At 60.1% G+C, this 19,315-nt stretch carries 13 protein-coding genes, 2 pseudogenes and 2 riboswitches; of the genes and pseudogenes, 10 read left to right on the top strand and 5 right to left on the bottom strand.

Annotated features, from left to right (window positions below; genetic code table 11):
* Window position 1 precedes the first annotated feature (1 nt).
* Window positions 2-4,111 carry a dermonecrotic toxin domain-containing protein gene (locus AC3I0A_RS17065; RefSeq protein WP_489373305.1) on the bottom strand — a complete coding sequence of 1,370 codons (4,110 nt, stop codon included), beginning with the start codon at window positions 4,109-4,111 and terminating at the stop codon, window positions 2-4.
* 207 nt (window positions 4,112-4,318) lie between these two features.
* Between AC3I0A_RS17065 and nfuA the strand changes: the two genes are divergently transcribed.
* Entirely contained in the window at window positions 4,319-4,903 is a 585-nt protein-coding gene (gene nfuA, locus AC3I0A_RS17060) for a Fe-S biogenesis protein NfuA (protein WP_489373303.1), read from the top strand.
* A 140-nt stretch (window positions 4,904-5,043) separates the two neighbouring features.
* Here the strand turns inward: nfuA and cobM are convergent, their stop codons facing one another.
* The 4 genes from cobM to AC3I0A_RS17040 form a co-directional block, all read right to left on the bottom strand.
* Window positions 5,044-5,790: a precorrin-4 C(11)-methyltransferase gene (cobM, locus tag AC3I0A_RS17055; protein WP_489373301.1), complete on the bottom strand. Its 747-nt coding sequence runs from the start codon at window positions 5,788-5,790 to the stop codon at window positions 5,044-5,046.
* Window positions 5,791-5,871: 81 nt separating this feature from the next.
* Window positions 5,872-6,285, bottom strand: a complete 414-nt coding sequence (locus AC3I0A_RS17050; protein ID WP_489373299.1) for a cobalamin biosynthesis protein — start codon at window positions 6,283-6,285, stop codon at window positions 5,872-5,874.
* Window positions 6,286-6,290: 5 nt separating this feature from the next.
* Entirely contained in the window at window positions 6,291-6,983 is a 693-nt protein-coding gene (locus AC3I0A_RS17045; protein ID WP_489373297.1) for a CbtA family protein, read from the bottom strand.
* Between the two features lie 11 nt (window positions 6,984-6,994).
* Window positions 6,995-7,189 (bottom strand): CbtB domain-containing protein, encoded by a 195-nt coding sequence (locus AC3I0A_RS17040; protein WP_489373296.1) that lies wholly within the window; start codon window positions 7,187-7,189, stop codon window positions 6,995-6,997.
* Window positions 7,190-7,288: 99 nt separating this feature from the next.
* Window positions 7,289-7,516, bottom strand: a riboswitch (cobalamin riboswitch).
* Window positions 7,517-7,705: 189 nt separating this feature from the next.
* A riboswitch (cobalamin riboswitch) is annotated at window positions 7,706-7,922 on the top strand.
* A gap of 93 nt (window positions 7,923-8,015) precedes the next feature.
* Between AC3I0A_RS17040 and cobW the strand changes: the two genes are divergently transcribed.
* The 9 genes and pseudogenes from cobW (at window position 8,016) to AC3I0A_RS16995 (ending at window position 19,311) form a co-directional block, all read left to right on the top strand.
* Window positions 8,016-9,092, top strand: a complete 1,077-nt coding sequence (gene cobW / locus AC3I0A_RS17035) for a cobalamin biosynthesis protein CobW (protein WP_489373294.1) — start codon at window positions 8,016-8,018, stop codon at window positions 9,090-9,092.
* Window positions 9,093-9,095: 3 nt separating this feature from the next.
* Window positions 9,096-12,869 carry a cobaltochelatase subunit CobN gene (cobN, locus tag AC3I0A_RS17030; RefSeq protein ID WP_489373292.1) on the top strand — a complete coding sequence of 1,258 codons (3,774 nt, stop codon included), beginning with the start codon at window positions 9,096-9,098 and terminating at the stop codon, window positions 12,867-12,869.
* A gap of 257 nt (window positions 12,870-13,126) precedes the next feature.
* Window positions 13,127-14,134, top strand: a complete 1,008-nt coding sequence (locus AC3I0A_RS17025; protein ID WP_489373290.1) for a magnesium chelatase ATPase subunit I — start codon at window positions 13,127-13,129, stop codon at window positions 14,132-14,134.
* A 53-nt stretch (window positions 14,135-14,187) separates the two neighbouring features.
* On the top strand, window positions 14,188-14,799 hold the full coding sequence (locus AC3I0A_RS17020) for a vWA domain-containing protein (protein WP_489378525.1): 612 nt from the start codon (window positions 14,188-14,190) through the stop codon (window positions 14,797-14,799).
* A gap of 226 nt (window positions 14,800-15,025) precedes the next feature.
* Window positions 15,026-16,672 carry a phospholipase D-like domain-containing protein gene (locus tag AC3I0A_RS17015; RefSeq protein ID WP_489373288.1) on the top strand — a complete coding sequence of 549 codons (1,647 nt, stop codon included), beginning with the start codon at window positions 15,026-15,028 and terminating at the stop codon, window positions 16,670-16,672.
* Window positions 16,673-16,936: 264 nt separating this feature from the next.
* Window positions 16,937-17,185 (top strand): type II toxin-antitoxin system Phd/YefM family antitoxin, encoded by a 249-nt coding sequence (locus AC3I0A_RS17010; protein WP_489373286.1) that lies wholly within the window; start codon window positions 16,937-16,939, stop codon window positions 17,183-17,185.
* Window positions 17,175-17,457, top strand: a pseudogene (locus AC3I0A_RS17005) (type II toxin-antitoxin system RelE family toxin). The gene AC3I0A_RS17010 and the pseudogene AC3I0A_RS17005 overlap by 11 nt, the downstream one beginning before the upstream one ends.
* 287 nt (window positions 17,458-17,744) lie before the next feature.
* Window positions 17,745-18,594 (top strand): annotated as a pseudogene (locus tag AC3I0A_RS17000) (transporter substrate-binding protein).
* 54 nt (window positions 18,595-18,648) lie between these two features.
* Window positions 18,649-19,311: an amino acid ABC transporter permease gene (locus AC3I0A_RS16995; protein ID WP_489373284.1), complete on the top strand. Its 663-nt coding sequence runs from the start codon at window positions 18,649-18,651 to the stop codon at window positions 19,309-19,311.
* Window positions 19,312-19,315: the final 4 nt, after the last annotated feature.

Here is a 19,315-nt window from a genome sequence, read left to right as displayed (position 1 = left end):
TTTAAACCTCGATCATCTGTAGTTCATCAGACAGTGCGTCAGCCAGTGCAGCCAGGTCGATGAAGCGTCGATTGCTCACCGGGCCAAACTCGAGGTGGTTGACATAGGCTTGAGTGCCATCGGCAAAGACCGGAACATCAATGCGTCGACCCCGGGCGTTCATATAGTGCACAAGAGCCTGTCCGGGAGGTGGGTTGATGATCGTGAACAGGTTGGGTCGGTAGACTAGAGAGGCAAGAGAGTGACTGCCTGCCTGGTCACTCAGGCTGAGCAGCACGTCACATTGGAGTCTGATCTGGTGAGTTCCGGAAGGGGAATTGATCATGACGCCCGGATCACTTTTGATTCGCGAAGGCAGCGTCGGGATCCGTCCTCCCAGACGGATGCCGGAAGCACCGGTCAGTTCCGCCAGGCCCGGAATACCTTGAAGGGTGTTGCAGTGTGCCTCTCCCACAAACGCTACCCAGCGATGCGGGCCATGGGTCAGTTGATCGAAAGAAATTTTTTTGTGAGCGAAAAAATTGAACATGACCACCCGATCGAGTTGATCGGCCAGTGTCGGCACGGCTCCCGGCGGGATGAGGTCTGTCGAAGTAAACAGTGAACTGGCGGTAGTATCGAGGGCCATGACGTGGAGCCCTTGGGCATGGGCCTCTTCTACCAGACGCGTGTAGCTATAGGGACCTGTCTGGGCATGCAGAGTATCCATCAGCTGAAGTCTGTCTCTCAGCGGTGCAGGCAGTGCAAGCGTTTTTGATGCATTAAAGCGGTCCAGATGCACCTGGTGAAGGTCTGTGGTGAGTACCTCAAGGTAGAGACTCCTCAGGCCCTGTCTTTCCAGTGTCGCCATGTTTTCGATCAGTAATTTACGCGCCTGCGCAAAGATATGGGATTCGCCTATCACCAGCCCGTTGTGTCGGTTGAACAGATGATTGAACAGTTGCTCGGGTAGCAGGTCCCGCGCCGGTAACACCAGCGGCCTGGCAGGCGCAGTGAATGCCTTGAAGTAGCGTCGGGCATGCCGGCACAATCTTGATTGGATGGCAAAGAGGTGCAGCACGCCTGCCGACGTATCCAGCGGCAGGACCAGGTGCAAAATACCCAGGCTCAAGGAGCCAGGGCTCGCCAGATTTTGCGCCGGGAGCGAGGCCAGGTCCGCGGCCGGCAGCTCATAGTCCAGGTAGGTGGTTTCCAATGGGCCTTTTTCAATCGGATCCATGCCTCCCAGTAATCGAGGGCGAGGCTGGGGAGTCCAGTTCTCCAGGGTTGCATCCAGGGCTAACGGGTAACGCCGGGTTTCAGCGCCTCGGCCAGGCGGGTAAATGAAGCGCTGCTGTTGAGCCACATTGCAGAGATAGTGTTTGTCATTGAGCACGACATATTGCTGGGGGGACACCTTGCTTTGAAACAGATTGCCTTTGAGTCGATCCAGCTCAAGGGGATTGACTGTCACCTCCAGGCCTGAGAGGTCCGGCCCACGCAGCAGCGATGGAATGGCGCGGGGCCTGGGTTGCAGAAGGATTCGGCCCCGGGCGCCGGTCATCGACCACAAGGCCCTGGCCGCGGAGGTCGAGCTGCCCAGTTGCTTGAGGAGCAACAGCGTGCGGGTGACACTGCTGGCCGCCCTGAAAGCTGCCGTTATGGGGACGAAGCTGATCAGCTCCATCGCCAGCTCCACGCCGAACGTGATCTTGTTCCAGAGCGACTGTTGTTCGACCTCGGCGTTACTGGTCGATTCATGGTCGGCATTGCGCCGCAACGTATGGACTTGTTGCTCGTACAAGGCGTCGTGGAGGGGGGCGGTAATCGCGAATACATGAAGGGTGTCGAATGGATTGCCGATTCTGCTTCGGGCGCCAAGCACCAGTTCACTCAACAACACTGTGCGTGACAGCTTGCGTTCGGTCAGCGACGCCTGTCCTGGCGTTGACAGGCGTTGCATGAAGTAGCGTTGCCAGGCGGGGGATGAGGCCCATTGCTGCTTCAGGAAGTCTTGCATCGCATCCATATTGGCAAACTCCTTGAACACCTGTGCAGTGGGTGCTCCGGGGGTATATAGGACGACATTCGGTACGGATTGGCGTTGTTCGACGCTGATCATCAAGACGTCATTGAGCTCGTAACCGTTTCTGGTGCCACTTGAACTGGCAATTACCAGTGCGCTCGCGACGATCCTGTGGCCACCCACCGTTTTGCGTCGAGCCTGGATGTCCGCGTCGATGAGTGTCTTGATCCATTGAAATCCACGGTTTTCCCGGTCTTCGATAAAACAGTTGTTGTCCAGTCGGGCCACCAATGCATGGGTCGCCATGCTTGCCCGGTGGCTATCGGTCCAGGCACGACGCAGTGCTGCGCCGTCATCAATCAGGCGCTTTTGCAGCAACTGGTCGTAGCCCTTGCTCATGTCCAGGTCTTTGATCAAGGACGTCAGGTAGCGCTGGTCAAATACGGTAGTGTTCCCGGCCTTGTCCGTGATGGAGGCAGACATCGAGGTTTCTTCTCCGGTGTACAGCTTGTAAAAGCTGAAATCCCAGGGATTGCTGTTTCTTAATGCCAGCTCTGTCAGTGACAAGGTTGATGTGTAGCTGATCCTGGATGTCTGGTCGTCCGAGACGGGGACGTGGTCGGGCCCAATACCACCGCCCATGCTGGCGGGGTTGAGGCTGGTAACCATCTTGACGGTCACTTGATCCGGGTTGATGGCCCTTTGCGGATAGTCGATGCCCAGTTGCCTGGTCAGTTCCTGGTGAGCAAATACGCGCAGAGAGGGAATGGCTGCCTGCTTGAGTCGGGTCATCAGAATGTTGCTGGACTGCTGTTCGGCCTCCAGCAAACGGCTCAGTGCCTGCTGCTCCTGGGTACTCGCGTCCAGATACCACACGGGCAACGTCGCGCTGACGAACCGCCTGCTGCGCTCGACCATCAAGTCCTGGATATCCAGGAATGAACCGATATGCGCCAGGCGATTGAACCGTTCATCTATCTGTTCCAGGTCGACCGAGTCTTGTGGCAGTAAACGCCAGATGTGTTCGATGTCCTGCTTTTGCAGGTCCAGCAGCGAGCGCACGCTGTTCTCGAGCAGGTTTTCATGGATCTGTGTGTAACCGATACGGGGGGCTGCCTCCTGGTATCTTTGGGCGCGCGCCTGGTCTTGCCAGGCAATATTGAGCCGCAGGTATTTACCTGAGTCGATGTTGGCGAGCCTGACGCGCAGTGCTTGATCGAGGGCCTGGAGCGAGGCGAAGGGTTCAATGCCACTGTTAGGTGTATAGAGCGCAACCGCACCGATATTGGCACTGGCATCAATCTCCCCGGGCGGGGTTTTGCAGGAAAAGACCAGGATCCTGGTTAACGGGATATCAGATTCGTTGTTCTGGCCCTTGAGGCTCAGGGCGAAAGCGGCCGGCCTTTGCGCGGCGGGCAGGTGCGCGCGTGAGTCGCCTGACGGGCTGGCAACCAACTGGCCGATCAAGACCTTGCAGGGTTCGTCGAGGGTGCGATCCTCCACACGCAGGGAGGCTTCGGCCAGCAAGGCCTTGCCCAGTTGATCGGCCAGCCATTGGCTGCGGGTCATCGGGCTGCCGGGGGCAAAGGCCCCGCTCCAGAAACGGTCAAGTTGGTCCTGGTAGTGGCGATCCGGTCTTTGCATCAGTCCTTCCATGAAGGTTTCGAACCCGGGAGTGCTGCCGGTCGTGCGGTTGATCGTGCGCATCCCCTTGGGACTGGACGCATCTTTCACCTGGTAGGTGGCTTTGGTGTAATAGCGGTAGAACCGGTTGGGCGCCTCGAAACCTTCTCCTCCCCAGGGTTTTTGTTTGAACAAATCGGACAACAGGCGCTGCGGCGTGTGAGGCAGTACCTGCATATTTGAGCCTGATAGGGTGGTGATCCGGATGCAATCTTCATAGGTCACCGCATCCAGGGCAATGGGCAGGGGCTGGTCGGAGAATGAGCGCTGAATCGTTGCATGGAGCAGGTCCGTCAGCACCTTGCCAGCCTTGGGCTGCTGGTCGAGCAGTTGCTTGAGCGCCTTCTGATATTCCAGCAGTTGGTCAAGAAAGTGTTGCTGTCGAGCCTCGGTTGAAGATGTTTGAGTAGTGGAAGGGGTCATGCTGCCTCCTGGGGGCAAATACGCTGGATAGGAGGAGGCTAGCGACAATGCTTACATCAGCGGTTTTACATATATACCGCCATGAAACTGATGGGTATGGCTTCAGCTGTATGGGCACAGGCAATGGTTCTTTCCCGACAAAAGTACTAGGACTTTGTCCGGCGCGATGATTGGCGTAAACTGCGCCCAAGCCTGCGAGGAGTTTCCATGACCGCCATAACCATTACCGACGCCGCCCACGATTATCTGGCTGATCTGCTCTCCAAGCAGAACACCCCAGGCATCGGCATCCGCGTCTTTATCACCCAGCCTGGCACCCAATACGCCGAAACCTGCATTGCCTACTGCAAGCCGGGCGAAGAAAAACCGGAAGATACCGCGCTGGGGCTCAAAAGCTTCACCGCTTATATCGATGCCTTCAGCGAAGCCTTCCTGGACGATGCCGTGGTCGATTACGCCACTGATCGCATGGGTGGCCAACTGACCATCAAGGCGCCAAACGCCAAAGTCCCGATGGTCAACGCTGACAGCCCGATCAACGAGCGCATCAACTATTACCTGCAAACCGAAATCAACCCGGGGCTGGCCAGCCACGGCGGTCAGGTCAGCCTGATCGATGTGGTTGACGACGGTATCGCCGTGTTGAAATTCGGCGGCGGCTGCCAGGGCTGCGGCCAGGCTGACGTCACTTTGAGGGAAGGCATCGAGCGCACGCTGCTTGAGCGAGTTCCTGAGCTCAAAGGTGTACGCGACGTGACCGACCACACGCAGAAAGAAAACGCCTACTACTAAGGCGTTCGCTGCGAACAAAAAAACGGCGCCCGTGAGCGCCGTTTTTTTATGGGTGAAATTCATTGGCCCCATCGCGAGCAAGCTCGCTCCCACAGTTGACCGCATTCCAATGTGGGAGCGAGCTTGCTCGCGATAAGGCCCTATGGTCTGTACAAATGCGCATGCCCGGCGCGATACAGCGACGACTCACTGAAACTGTCACTGGCCAGCACCCGACCCACCAGAATCAGCGCCGTACGGCGAAATCCCTTGGCCTGAACCTTTTCCGCGATATCCGCCAGCGTACCAATGGCCCAGTCCTGATCCGGCCAGGTGGCGCGATGAATCACTGCAATCGGGCAGTCCACACCATAGTGCGGGACCAGTTCGGCAATGATCTTTTCCAGATGATTGACCCCCAGATGAATCGCCATGGTCGCTCCATGCTGCGCCAGGCTGCCGAGTTCTTCCCCGGCCGGCATCGCGGTTTTGTCGGCGTAGCGGGTCAGAATCACGCTCTGGGACACATCCGGTAGCGTCAGCTCCGCGCCCAGCAGCGCCGCGCAGGCGGCCGTCGCGGTCACGCCGGGAACAATTTCAAAGGGAATATCCAGCTCGCGCAAATAGCGAATCTGCTCGCCAATCGCACCGTACAGGCCCGGATCGCCGGAATGCACCCGGGCCACGTCCTGGCCTTTGCCGTGGGCGGTCTTGATCAGGTCGATGATCTGCTCCAGGTGCAGCTCGGCGCTGTTGACCAGCTGTTCTGCCTGGTGGCCTTCCAGTACGGCAGCGGGCACCAGGGAGCCGGCATAGATGATGACCGGGCAACTGCGGATCAGCCGCTGGCCTTTGATGGTGATCAGTTCCGGGTCGCCGGGACCTGCGCCGATAAAGTAGACGGTCATGGCGGTTTCCTGTGCAAAGTCGTGGCGGCAGCTCTTCAGATGAAGATTGCTCATGATCAAGGGCGGGGATTATCGAGGATTTTACTGAGCAGACGCCAATGCAAAGGTGGCCTGGGCGTATTTTTGTCGCGTGATCAACAGTTTGGCCGGGTTTTGCGCCAGCTGTTCGGCGAGTGCCAAAGCCGCGCTTTCGGCCACGCCGTAGCAGCCGGTGCGTTCAAAGGCGATCTCTGAGCGGTGACTGAGTTGGGGTTCGTAGGCAGCGAGTTGCGCACTAGTGAAGATCGTCAGCGGCAGCGCCAATTGCTCGGCCAGCTGAAGCAGGCCAGGTTCATCGCGTTTCAGGTCGATGCTGGCCAGGGCCCGGATCGCTCGAAGCTCGATGTTATAGGCCTGCAACGCCTGATCGAGCAGCGCCCGCAGCGTGCTGGCGGGGCAGCCACGCTGGCAGCCCAGGCCGACCACCAGGGTCGGCGCTGTGCTGATCGGCGTCATGCGCGTTACTGACCTGCGCTTTTGCGGCGGAACAACCAGGCGCTGATCAGGCCCAGGGCCAGCCAGAACGCCGCGTTGGTCAGCTGCGAAGCGATTTTGAATTGGGCTTCGAGCGCTTCCGGGGCGAGCATCGAATGCACTTCGGGCTGTGGTGCACCAATGATGTGCGGCACGGCCAGAGTCGCCACGCCGAGAATCTTCAGCGCCCAATGCTTGCCGAACACGATCAGCGCGATACCGACGGCGGTGGATGCCGCGGTACCGATCCACCAGATCTGCCGCTGCGCCAGGTCAGCTGCGGCAGTACCCGGCAGCTCGGGCGGCAAGCCCATGGTCGGCGCCAGGCAGAAGGTCGCGTAACCGGCCAGACCCCAGAGCAAACCCTGAGAGGTACGGTTCGGTGCGCGCAGGGTATAGAGGCCGGCGAGCATCAGGGCGAAACCGACCGCCACCACCAGATTGCCACCGGTGGTCGACAACACGCGCTGCCAGCCGTCTTCCGGCCCCCAGGCTTCGGCGTCATGGCTGTGAGCGGCAACAGCGCCTTCAGCATGTTCGTGAACTTCGGCAGCCGGAGCATTTTCGTAGGTTTCCGCCTGGAGAATCAGCGGCGCGACCCAGAAGCTTTGCAGCAGGGTCAGCAACAAGGCGGCGAGCAGCCCGGTGAAACCTGCGGTTTGCGCGATTCGCTTGATCATGTCAGCAGGTCTCAATGGCACGGAAAGGCGGAGCTGTGACGGGTGTCGTGGGCGGCGTTGTGCACCGCTTCGATGTGCGAGAAACCGGCGAAGTACACAAGGCACGCGCCCAGAATCGATGCGCCGATAGCGGCAACCAGGCGTTGGCTCAGGGTGGATGTAGTGCTGCTGGCGTCTGTGTGGCGGGTGCTGGTGATGATCGACATGGCGCTTCCCTCTGATGTGTCAGCGGGTGAATGGAGCGCATGGAAACCCCGCAAGACAGGCATGCAGAGGTCTGAACAGCGCCCGCCCACCGCGGGTTTGTTATGTGTGTGTAGCGGGCCGGTCTCCGGGCTCGCGAGGGGCAGGGCTTGCACCCGAACCTGCAGGAGTCGCCTTCCCATGCCGTACTGCTGGCACAGTGGATCTGACTCTTCACTCGCTTACCGTTGCGGGGGCAGCACCGGACTGATCAAGGCTTTGAGTAAAGCACATGACGCACCGGTTTCCCGTTTCACCCTGTGAAGGGCACCCGTAACAAGGTGTGAAGGAGAACATGAGCAGGGGATGGGCGTCAATTGGCAAGGGTTCTCACCTGTTAGACCGAGGCGTCCCCTTCGCGGGCAAGCCCGCTCCCACAGGGATACTCGGTCAACATGTGGGAGCGGGCTTGCCCGCGAAGGGGCCAGTACAGTCACCACAGATCTCAGCTTGAACATTGACCCGCCCCCCAGCACTGCGTAGCCTTGCGCTTTCGAGGTTCTTCGGTGCTCGATCCGAAGCTAAGAAGGGAACGCGGTCAATGCCGCGGCTGCCCCCGCAACTGTGAACGGTGATGTTCGCTGCCACGCCACTGCAAACCCCGTCCAAAGGGTTCGCGGGAAGGCGCAGTGAATGCCAGGTCAACAAGACCGGCACACCGTCAGCCAGGAGACCTGCCTCGTCCAGATTCTCACTACAACCGGGCGGGGTGATCCGGTGGCGAACTCTTGCGCCCCTATGCGCGCGGTTGTCGTCCCGTATGCCCGCCACCTTGCCAAAGGGCATCCGATGAAAACACTGGCCAAACTTCCCGTCACCATCGTTACCGGCTTCCTCGGCTCGGGCAAAACCACCTTGCTGCGGCACATGCTCGATAACGCTCAGGGTCGGCGCATCGCGGTCATCGTCAATGAATTCGGCGAGCTGGGCATCGACGGCGAGATCCTCAAGCAATGTTCCATCGGCTGCACGGAAGAAGAAGCCAGCGGCCGCGTCTATGAACTGGCCAACGGTTGCCTGTGCTGCACCGTCCAGGAAGAGTTCTTCCCGGTGATGCGTGAACTGGTTGCCCGTCGCGCCGACCTGGACCACATCCTCATCGAAACCTCTGGCCTGGCCCTGCCGAAACCGCTGGTGCAAGCCTTCCAGTGGCCGGAAATTCGCAGTGCCTGCACCGTCGACGCGGTGATCACCGTGGTCGACAGCCCGGCTGTAGCCGCCGGCACCTTCGCCGCGTTCCCGGATCAAGTCGACGCCCAGCGCAAGCTCGATCCGAATCTGGACCACGAATCGCCGCTGCATGAGTTGTTCGCCGACCAATTGGCCAGCGCCGACCTGGTGATCCTCAACAAGGCTGACCTGATCAGCCCTGAAGATCTGGCCAAAGTGCGCCTGGAAGTCGCCGAAGAACTGCCGCCGGCGGTAAAAATCATCGAAGCCAGCAGCGGTCGTCTGTCGCTGGACGTTTTGATCGGTCTGGGCGCCGGCTCCGAAGAGCACATCGACAGCCGTCACAGCCATCACGACCATCACCACGGCGACGCCGACAGTGAAGGGCATGATGATCATGACCATGACGCTTTCGACTCCATCTCCATCGAACTGCCTCAGGCCGACGAAAGCCTGCTGCTGGACGCCCTGACCCAACTGGTGGTTCAGCACGGCATTCTGCGGGTCAAAGGCTTCGCGGCGGTCCCGAACAAGCCGATGCGCTTGCTGGTCCAGGGCGTGGGCACGCGTTTCGACAGACACTTCGACCGTGCCTGGCGCGCCGATGAGCCGCGGGCAACGCGCCTGGTGCTGATCGGCCAGGAGCTGGACGCGGTGCTGATCGAAGCGCAGTTGCGCGCTGCACTCAGCGTCTAAGCCATGCATCTGCTCAGGACCCAGCCCGGCGGTTTCGTGTCGGATGACAACATTGCCGACCTTGGACAAACGCCCGCCGAGCTGGTGATCCTGTGCAGCGGCGACTCCAGCCTGGCGCTGCTCGCCGAAGCTGCGCAGCAGCTGCCGGACGACTATCCAAGCCTGCGTCTGGCCAACCCGATGCAGGTGCAGAATCACGCTTCGGTCGACCTGTATGTCGATGAGGTGTTGCGTCACGCCAAAGTCATCCTGATCTCGCTGCACGGCGGGATCGGTTATTGGCGTTACGGCATCGAGCGCCTGGTGGAGCTGGCCGAGCAGGGCGTGCAGCTGATTCTGGTGCCGGGTGATGATCGTCCCGACCCTGAACTGAGCGACCTGAGTACGGTGGCCGCCGAAGACCGCGATCGGCTTTGGCACTTTCTGCGTCAGGGTGGCATGGGCAATGCGCTGGATCTGTATCGCTGCCTGGCCAGTCGCTGGCTGGGCCGCGATTATCCATGGGCCGAACCACAAGTCCTGCCGCGCACGGCGATTTACCATCCCCACAGAAGCAACGCCGCACTCAGAGATTGGCAGGCCGACTGGCACGCCGATCAGCCAGTGGCGGCGGTGTTGTTTTACCGCTCGCACTTGCAGGCGGCGAACACCGCTTTCATCGATGTTTTCTGCCAGCGCTTGCAGGCGGCGGGGCTTAACCCGTTGCCGATTGCGCTGGCCAGTTTGAAAGAGCCCGGTTGCCTGGCGGTGGTCGAGGACTTGCTGGATGAAGTCTCAGCTTCGGTGATTTTGAACACCACCGGTTTTGCCCAGTCCAGCCCTGAAGCGCCGCATCTGCGGCCGTTCCGGCGCAATATTCCGGTGATCCAGGCGATCTGCGCCCAAGACAACGAGCCCGGCTGGCGCGCCAGCGAGCAGGGCCTCGGGCCGCGCGATCTGGCCATGCACATCGCCTTACCGGAACTGGACGGGCGCATCATCAGTCGCCCCATCAGCTTCAAGGACCTGGCCTGGCGCAGTGAGCGCAGCCAGTCGGATGTGGTCTGCTACCGACCGCAACCGGAACGTATGGACTTCGTCGCCGAACTGGCGCGGCGCTGGATCGAGCTGGCGCGAGTGCCGAACAGCGAAAAGCGTATCGCGCTGATTCTGGCCAACTACCCGACCCGCGACGGCCGAATCGGTAATGGTGTGGGTCTCGATACCCCGGCCGCTGCGTTGAATATCCTGCGGGCGCTGCACGCCGAGGGTTATCCGCTGCCGGCTGATTTGCCGGAAAGTGGCACGGCACTGATTCAAGCGCTGCTCGGCGGAGTCAGCAACGACCTGGAGACCATCGACCAGCGACCGTGCCAGCAAAGCCTGGCGCTGGACGACTATTTCTCGATGTTCAACGCCTTGCCTGAAGCCAATCGCAACGCGGTGCTGGAACGCTGGGGCTCGCCTGACAGTGACCCGATGTTTCGCGGCGGGCGGATGATGATCGCTGGTCTGCGCTTCGGCCTGACCTTTGTCGGTATTCAACCGGCGCGGGGTTATCAGGTCGACCCGAGCGCGGTCTATCACGACCCGGACCTGGTGCCGCCCCACGGTTATCTGGCGTTCTATTTCTGGTTGCGGCAAACCTATGGCGCCCACGGGGTGATTCACGTCGGCAAGCACGGCAACCTCGAATGGCTACCGGGCAAGGGTGTCGGTCTTTCGGAAAACTGCTGGCCGGACGCGCTGCTGGGGCCGTTGCCGAATATCTATCCGTTTATCGTCAACGACCCGGGTGAGGGCGCCCAGGCCAAGCGGCGCACCCAGGCGGTAATCATCGATCACCTGATGCCGCCGTTGAGCCGCGCCGAAACCTACGGCCCGCTGCGCAATCTCGAACTGCTGGCCGACGAGTATTATGAGGCGCAGATGCTTGATCCGCGCCGCGCCCGTGAGTTGCAGCGCGATATTCTGAAACTGGTGCGCGAAACCCACATCGACCGCGAACTGCAGCTGGACGAACAGCTCGACAGCGACGCCGACGCCGCAATCTGGCTGCCGCGCCTCGACACCTATCTGTGCGACCTGAAAGAGTCGCAGATCCGCGACGGCTTGCATGTGTTCGGTGAGTCGCCCGTTGGCCGGCTGCGCATCGATACCCTGCTGGCGTTGTTGCGCATTCCCCGTGGCGATGGACGCGGTGCGCAGTCGAGTTTGCTGCGGGCCTTGGCCAAAGCCTTCGAACTGGGCTTCGATCCGCTGGACTGTGCGTTGGCCGAGCCCTGGGTCGGGCCGCGACCGGTTGCGCTGCAAGCACTGAGTGATGAGCTGTGGCGCACCGCTGGAGACAGTCGCGAGCGTCTTGAGCTGTTTGCCGCGCAGTTGATCGAGCGAGCGTTAAGCGCGGATGTCGACACCTTGAACGAACCGGGCTGGACCGAGGTAAAGGCGATCGTCGACAGCCTGCGCGAAGTCGTCGCCCCGCGTCTCGACGCCTGTGGCCCGGCAGAAATGCGCGGGCTGCTGGATGCCCTGAGCGGGTGTTTCGTTCCGGCCGGTCCCAGCGGTGCACCGAGTCGTGGACGGCTGGATGTGCTGCCCACCGGGCGCAATTTTTTCTCGGTGGACGTGCGCAACCTGCCGACCACCACGGCCTGGCGTATCGGTTTTCAGTCGGCGAACCTGATTCTTGAGCGGCATTTGCAGGATCACGGCGACCACTTGCGTCAGCTCGGGCTGTCGGTCTGGGGCACGGCGACCATGCGCACCGGTGGCGACGATATCGCCCAGGCCATGGCGCTGATGGGCGTGCGCCCGGTGTGGGCCACTGGCAGCCAGCGGGTCGATGACTTTGAAATCCTGCCGCTGAGTCTGCTGGACCGGCCGCGGGTGGACGTCACCTTGCGGGTTTCCGGGTTCTTCCGTGATGCCTTCGCCAACCTGATCCGCCTGTTCGATGCGGCGGTGCAAGCCGTGGCCGCGCTGGACGAACCGGATGACATGAACCCGCTGGCGGCCAAGGTCCGCAGTGAGCGTGAGGCGCTGGTGTTGTCCGGGCTGGACGAGGACGCTGCAGCGCGTCAGGCCGGTTGGCGGATATTCGGTGCCAAACCCGGTGCCTACGGCGCGGGCGTGCAGGGTGCTATCGACGGGCGTCTGTGGCAAAGCCGCGAGGATCTGGCCGAGGTTTATCTGAACTGGGGCGGCTACGCCTATGGCGGTTCCGATGAAGGCACGGCGGCGCGCGAACAGTTCGCCCAGCGTTTGAGCCAGGTCCAGGCAGTCCTGCAAAACCAGGACAACCATGAGCATGACCTGCTCGACTCCAATGACTATTACCAGTTCCAGGGCGGCATGCTCGCCGCCGTGGAAAGCCTCAGTGGCGAGCAGGCTGCCAGCTACCATGGCGACCACAGCCAGCCCGACCTGCCGAAGATCCGCACCTTGAAGGAAGAGTTGAACCGGGTGATCCGCTCCCGGGCAGCCAATCCCAAGTGGATCGAAGGGGTTAAACGCCACGGCTATAAAGGTGCTTTCGAACTGGCGGCGACCGTGGATAATCTGTTCGCGTTCGACGCCACCACGCAATTGATCGACGATCATCAGTACGCCTTGCTGGCCGATGCCTATTTGCTCGACCCGTCGACCCGCGAGTTCGTTCGGCAGCACAACCCCCACGCCTTGCGCGACATGACCGAACGCCTGCTCGAAGCCCAGCAGCGCGGGATGTGGAGTGAACCGGGCGAGTACCGCGAGGCGCTGGAGAATTTGTTGCTGGATATCGAGGAAGAGGGATGAGCGCTGGATAATGGCGGGCGCTGACTGTGGCGAGGGAGCTTGCTCCCGCTCGGCTGCGAAGCAGTCGTAAACCGGCAGCTGCGTTCTATCTGAGGAATCGCGGTGACTGATTTTAGGGCCGCTGCGCGACCCAGCGGGAGCAAGCTCCCTCGCCACAGGTTCTGCGCTCGGCGCATATTTTTCTTAACCGACCGTCATTAGGGCTTGCCCGCGAAGACGTAATAACAGACACCGCCGATCACGACCGAGACCCGAACATGAGCGATACCCCACATTTCCCGCTGTCCGCCGTGGTCGGCGCCGACGCCTTGAAGCTGGCGCTGTGCCTGACCGCCATCGACCCGAAGATCGGCGGCGTGCTGATCGAAGGTCCGCGGGGCATGGCCAAATCGACCCTGGCCCGTGGTCTGGCGGATCTGCTGGCCAGCGGGCAGTTCGTCACCTTGCCGCTGGGCGCCACTGAAGAGCGTCTGATAGGCACGCTGGACCTTGACGCCGCACTGGGCGAAGGTCGGGCGCAGTTTTCTCCTGGCGTGTTGGCCAAGGCCGATGGCGGCGTACTCTATGTCGATGAAGTGAATCTGCTGCCCGACCATTTGGTTGACCTGCTGCTCGACGTGGCCGCCAGCGGCACCAACCTGATCGAGCGTGATGGCATTTCCCATCGGCATTCGGCGCGGTTCGTGCTGATCGGCACCATGAACCCGGAAGAGGGCGAATTACGTCCGCAATTGCTCGATCGTTTTGGTCTGAACGTGGCCTTGAGCGGGCAGACGCCACCGACAGAGCGCGGCCAGATCATTCGTCGCCGACTGGATTTCGACAGCGACCCACAAGGGTTTTGCGCCGAGTGGGAAGACCAACAGCATGCCCTGCGCGAACGTTGCCAACAGGCGCGCTTAGCCTTGGCGAGCATTCCCCTCGACGATCAAGCCCTGGAGCAGATCACTGAACGCTGCTTTGCTGCCTGCGTCGACGGGCTGCGTGCCGATCTGGTCTGGCTGCGGGCGGCTCGCGCCCATGCTGCGTGGCGAGGTGCGCAGGCGATTGCCGAGGAAGATATCGACGCAGTAGCGGAATTCGCCTTGCGCCACCGGCGTCGCGAGCAGTCGCCGCCTGCGCCAGGCCAGGCCAACGCGCCGCAGGCTCAATCCGCACAGAATCCCGATCCGAGCGAAGGCCAGGGCCAATGGGGCGAAATGCCCGCGCACGCGCTGCCGGTCGGCGCTCGACGTGAAGTCCCGAGCTGGCCAAAAAAGCCCTAGGCATTCGCCCTCGATCTGATGCGGGGGCGGATGCCAAACCCCGTGCGGGACGGCTGGACAATGGCAGGCAGGGCAAGAGTCATGCAGCGCGTGGCGGTTCGATCAACTGGCCGGGCACCTTGCTCAACGGACGGCCGCGCCAGCGCGAGGACTTGCTTTACCGCCTGCGCAGTCGTTCGCCCCATGAGCTGTGGCTGATCATCGTCGATGCCTCGGCTTCGACTCGTCGTCATCGGGCCCTGAGCGACGCCAAAGGGTTGCTGGCGCAGCTGTTCGATGATGCTTATCGCCAGCGGGCGCGACTGGCATTGCTGACTGCCAGTGGTCACTCGCCGAAATGGCAGGTGCAAGGCCTCAAGGCTGCAAAAGGCTTGAGCCGTTGGCTCGATGCTCTGGGCGCAGGCGGTGGCACGCCGTTGCTGGCTGCGCTGGATGAAGCGGTCGAGTGGTTGGCGTTCAGGCGAAAGCGTTTTCCCGCGGAGCAGCAGCGGGTGTTGCTGTTGACCGATGGCCGCTTGAAAGACTGGCCTGTATTACCGACGCTCAGTTGCCCGGGGTTGCTGGTGGATATCGAGAGAGGTCCGATTCGATTGGGGCGGGCCAAAGAGTTGGCAACCGGGTTGCAGACGGATTATCGGCATATCGATGATTTGCTGCCGGGTTGAAATCTCTGTTGTCTGTTATGCCCTCATCGCGAGCAAGCTCGCTCCCACATTGCGTTTTTGGTGTACATGAAATTTGCGGCAATCCAGATCCAGTGTGGGAGCGACGGTGCGGCGATCCGACCTGCTCGCGATAGCATCACCTCGGTTATAGATAAAACCCGACATCTGGATCCCTGCTTAACCCACAGCACCTATGCTGTTGAGCAATCAATCAAGGGAATGAACCATGCGCGTACTCGCCCGCAACAGTCAGGACGACTTTCGAGTCAAAGCCTATGCCGGTACCAATGGGGTGTTACTGGCCATGGACCTCACCGAGTCTCGCCGCAAAGGCTTGCTGGGGTTTGCCATCGAGAAGCAGCAAGGCAACAAGCCCTGGCTGTTTCTGTTCAACAGCCTGACCTTCCCCGGCAAGGCTCACACCTTCCCTCAGTACCACGCCACACCGAGCGATATCGCGCCGTTGCAGAAGTTTCGCTGGGCCGACTACGCGGTCAATCCCGGCACCACCATCCACTACCGCGTTTATCCGGCCTACGGTAGCGCCGATGCGCCGCAATTGGGCGAACCGCTGGAAGTGACCATCACCTCGGACAACGGTCAACCGCAGGGCCAGCGGGTCATCTTCAATCGTGCGGTGGCCGCCAGTCAGGCGTTCTCGCGTAAATTCGCCGATCTCGACGCACTGCTCAGCGCTAACAAGAACCTACCCATCGAAGCCTGGCCCGACGCACCGCGCCAATGGCTGGAAAACGGTTTGCTGGGAGCGCTTTTGGGTTTTATCGAGCGCGCCGTCGACGCTCAATGGGCGCTGGATATCGCCATCTACGAGTACCAGTTGCAGTCGATCATCGAGGCGGTCAACGCTGCGTTCGCCCGTGGGGTGAAGCTGCGAGTGCTGTATCACGCGCAGCCGGATGACGACGACACCTTGATAAACGAAGCCAGCCTGGAACAGATCCCCGCAGCCAACAAGCGTGGGCGCGTCACCCATAACATTTTTCATAACAAATTCATCGTGCTGAGCAAACTTAACCCGTCGAATGAGTACGAGCCTGAAGCAGTGCTCTGCGGCAGCACCAACTTCACGCCCAACGGTGTTTATCGTCAGGCCAACGTCGTGCATGTGCTGGACGACGCTCGCGTGGCCACCAGCTATCTGCAAGTGTTCGAGCAGATCTGGGCCGCGCCGGCCGATGTCGGTGCCACCCGTAAATGGCTCACGAAAAACAATCCTATGGCGCCGACACAAGCGTTGTTCGCCGGTTTTTCCCCGCGCACAGGGCAAGGCGACTTGCATGAGTTCGTCGAGATCATCAACGCCGCGAAGAAGGATGTGTTGTTCGCCACTGCGTTCGCGCTGCCGGACGAGATCCTCAATGCCTTGCTCGGTCAGCCCCACGATGATGTGCTGCGCTACGGCCTGCAGAACACCGCCAGCCGGATCAGCGGTTTTCATGCTGACCGAACGGCGGAGTTCACTGCCGTCGCGTTACTGAACACCGGTATCGAAGGTTGGCTCAAGGAAGGCTTGAAAGGTCAGAAGGGCAACCTGCTGGTGCACACCAAAGCGGTCATCAGCGACTTCACCAGCGATACCCCGGTGATCATCAGCGGCAGCCACAACCTCAGTGCGGCTGCCAGCAACGGCAATGACGAAAACTTCCTGATCATGCGCGGCGATACCGATCTGGCCGATCGTTATGGGCTGGAACTGCTGCGTTTCTACGAGCATTACCGGTTTCGTTACTACGCTAAAAAACTCGCGTTGAAGCAGGTCAAGCCGTTGGCCGTGGATGATAGCTGGAGCGATGAGTATTACCTTGAGGGCAATTTGCGGATGCTCTCCAGGTTGCGTTTTTCTGGACGCTAGATATCCCTTGTGGGAAGGGCCGGGCGACGCTTCGCTTGCCGCGAATGCGATAGTTGCCATTACACCTTCTTCGCATGAAATGGTCTCTGTTACTTACCCATCGCCGCGCGATCTGACGTGTGCGTTTGATACTTCGTTGGGCAGGTACGGCCGAAGCGACATAGCCCACAAGCGACACCGACTCGTATGACAAAGGGTAGAAGCCGGATTTTCTGAGAAGTGCTATTTCAAGCCCTCTTAAAAGCACTCCAAAGGAGCGGTGCCATGACCCATATTGTGCTATCGCAAGTCGTCGCGAGCATTTCCGAACTCAAAAAGAATCCAATGGGCACCGTTGCTGCCGGCAGTGGACTGTCGGTTGCGATCCTCAATCGTAATGAGCCTGCTTTCTATTGTGTACCGGCAAAAGAATACGAAGCCATGATGGACCGCCTTGAAGACATGGAGCTTGTCGCCCTCTGCCGCGAACGGGAGAACGATCCGACGATCAAGGTTTCTCTTGATGACCTATGAGCTGGAGTTTTCCGATAAAGCCTGGAAGGAGTGGCACAAGCTTGGGGCCACATTGAGGGAGCATTGTAAAAACGAAACTTCAGGAGCGGCTCAGTAATCCCCATGTCCCCGGAGATCGACTGAGCGGGATAGACAACGCTTACAAGATCAAATTGCGTAGCGCCGGGTATCGGTTGGTTTACCGGGTGGTGGATGAAGTGTTGGTGGTGACGGTTATTGCCGATGGAAAAAGGGAACGGGGAGATGTTTATCACGAAGCGGGCAAGCGGTAATGTCCGTTGCTGCCCTGTATTTTATGAAGAGCAACATTGCACCTTTCGGAACCACCCCACGCCCCCTTTGTGGCCCAACTACACGTGGCCTGTAGCCAACGGTAGCGCTCATCCTGTGTGCCTTTCGTAACGCATTCGGGCGCGTTCTTTCATCCCGTTGATTCAAAACACTTTTCAATTCCACCCGTATTTCTCCCGCAACCTGTGGCACACTTTCTGCTGTCTATTCCGTTGTTACATACTTAGTTCCGGTATAGCGGAATATACATCATCCTGGAGTGCTTGCCATGCATCGCCGACCTTCCTTGTTTAAAGCGTGTGTTTTTCTCCTCGCCGCTGTGGCCTCTGCTGTGGGTGTCGCGCAGGCGGCGGACAGCAAGCTCGATAGCGTGTTGCAGCGCGGTCGTTTGATTGTGGGCACGGGCAGTACCAATGCGCCGTGGCATTTCCAGGGCGCGGACGGCAAGTTGCAGGGTTTTGATATCGATATTGCGCGGATGGTCGCCAAGGGTTTGTTCAATGACCCGAGCAAGGTCGAGTTCGTGGTGCAGTCGTCCGATGCGCGGATTCCGAACCTGCTGACCGACAAGGTCGACATGAGTTGTCAGTTCATCACCGTGACCGCCAGTCGTGCACAGCAGGTGGCGTTCACCTTGCCGTACTACCGCGAAGGTGTTGGCCTGCTGTTGCCGGCCAACAGCAAGTACAAGGAAATCGAAGACCTGAAAGCCGCTGGCGACGGCGTGACCGTTGCGGTGCTGCAGAATGTGTACGCTGAAGAGCTGGTGCATCAGGCGCTGCCCAAAGCCAAGGTCGATCAGTACGACAGCGTCGATTTGATGTATCAGGCGGTGAACTCTGGTCGCGCTGACGCGGCGGCTACCGATCAGTCGTCGGTCAAATACCTGATGGTGCAGAACCCTGGCCGTTATCGCAGCCCGACTTACGCCTGGAGTCCACAGACCTACGCGTGCGCGGTAAAGCGCGGCGATCAGGACTGGCTGAATTTCGTCAACACCACCTTGCATGAATCCATGACCGGCGTTGAGTTCCCGACTTACGCGGCGTCCTTCAAACAGTGGTTCGGTGTGGATTTGCCTTACCCCCACCATCGGTTTCCCTGTCGAATTCAAATGATCTGGTGAGAGTGGGGGCGCCCAGCTTGGCGCCCCGCTCAAGGTACTGCTGACCATGAACTATCAGTTGAACTTTGCCGCCGTATGGCGCGATTTCGACACCTTGCTGGCGGGGCTCGGATTGGGCCTGGAACTGGCACTGGTGTCGATCGCCATCGGTTGCGTGATCGGCCTGATGATGGCGTTCGCTTTGCTTTCAAAGCATCGAGCGCTGCGGGCCATGGCATCGGTGTATGTGACGGTGATCCGTAACACGCCAATTCTGGTGTTGATTCTGTTGATCTATTTCGCCTTGCCGAGTCTGGGCATTCGGCTGGACAAGATCCCGTCGTTCATCATCACCCTGTCGTTGTACGCTGGGGCCTATTTGACCGAAGTGTTCCGCGCCGGGTTGCTGAGTATTCCCAAGGGCCAGCGCGAAGCCGGGCTGGCGATCGGTTTGGGTGAGTGGCAGGTGCGGGCCTACGTCACGGTGCCGGTGATGCTGCGCAATGTGTTGCCGGCGCTGTCGAACAACTTCATTTCGCTGTTCAAGGACACCTCGCTGGCGGCGGCGATTGCCGTGCCGGAGCTGACCTATTACGCGCGCAAGATCAATGTCGAGAGCTACCGGGTGATTGAAACCTGGCTGGTGACCACTGCGCTCTATGTTGCTGCCTGTTACCTCATTGCCATGCTGCTGCGTTACCTGGAGCAGCGTCTGGCGATTCGCCGTTAGGAAG

Source organism: Pseudomonas sp. KH_024_B2 (assembly GCF_057839965.1).
This window is presented reverse-complemented; position numbering and strand designations above follow the sequence as displayed.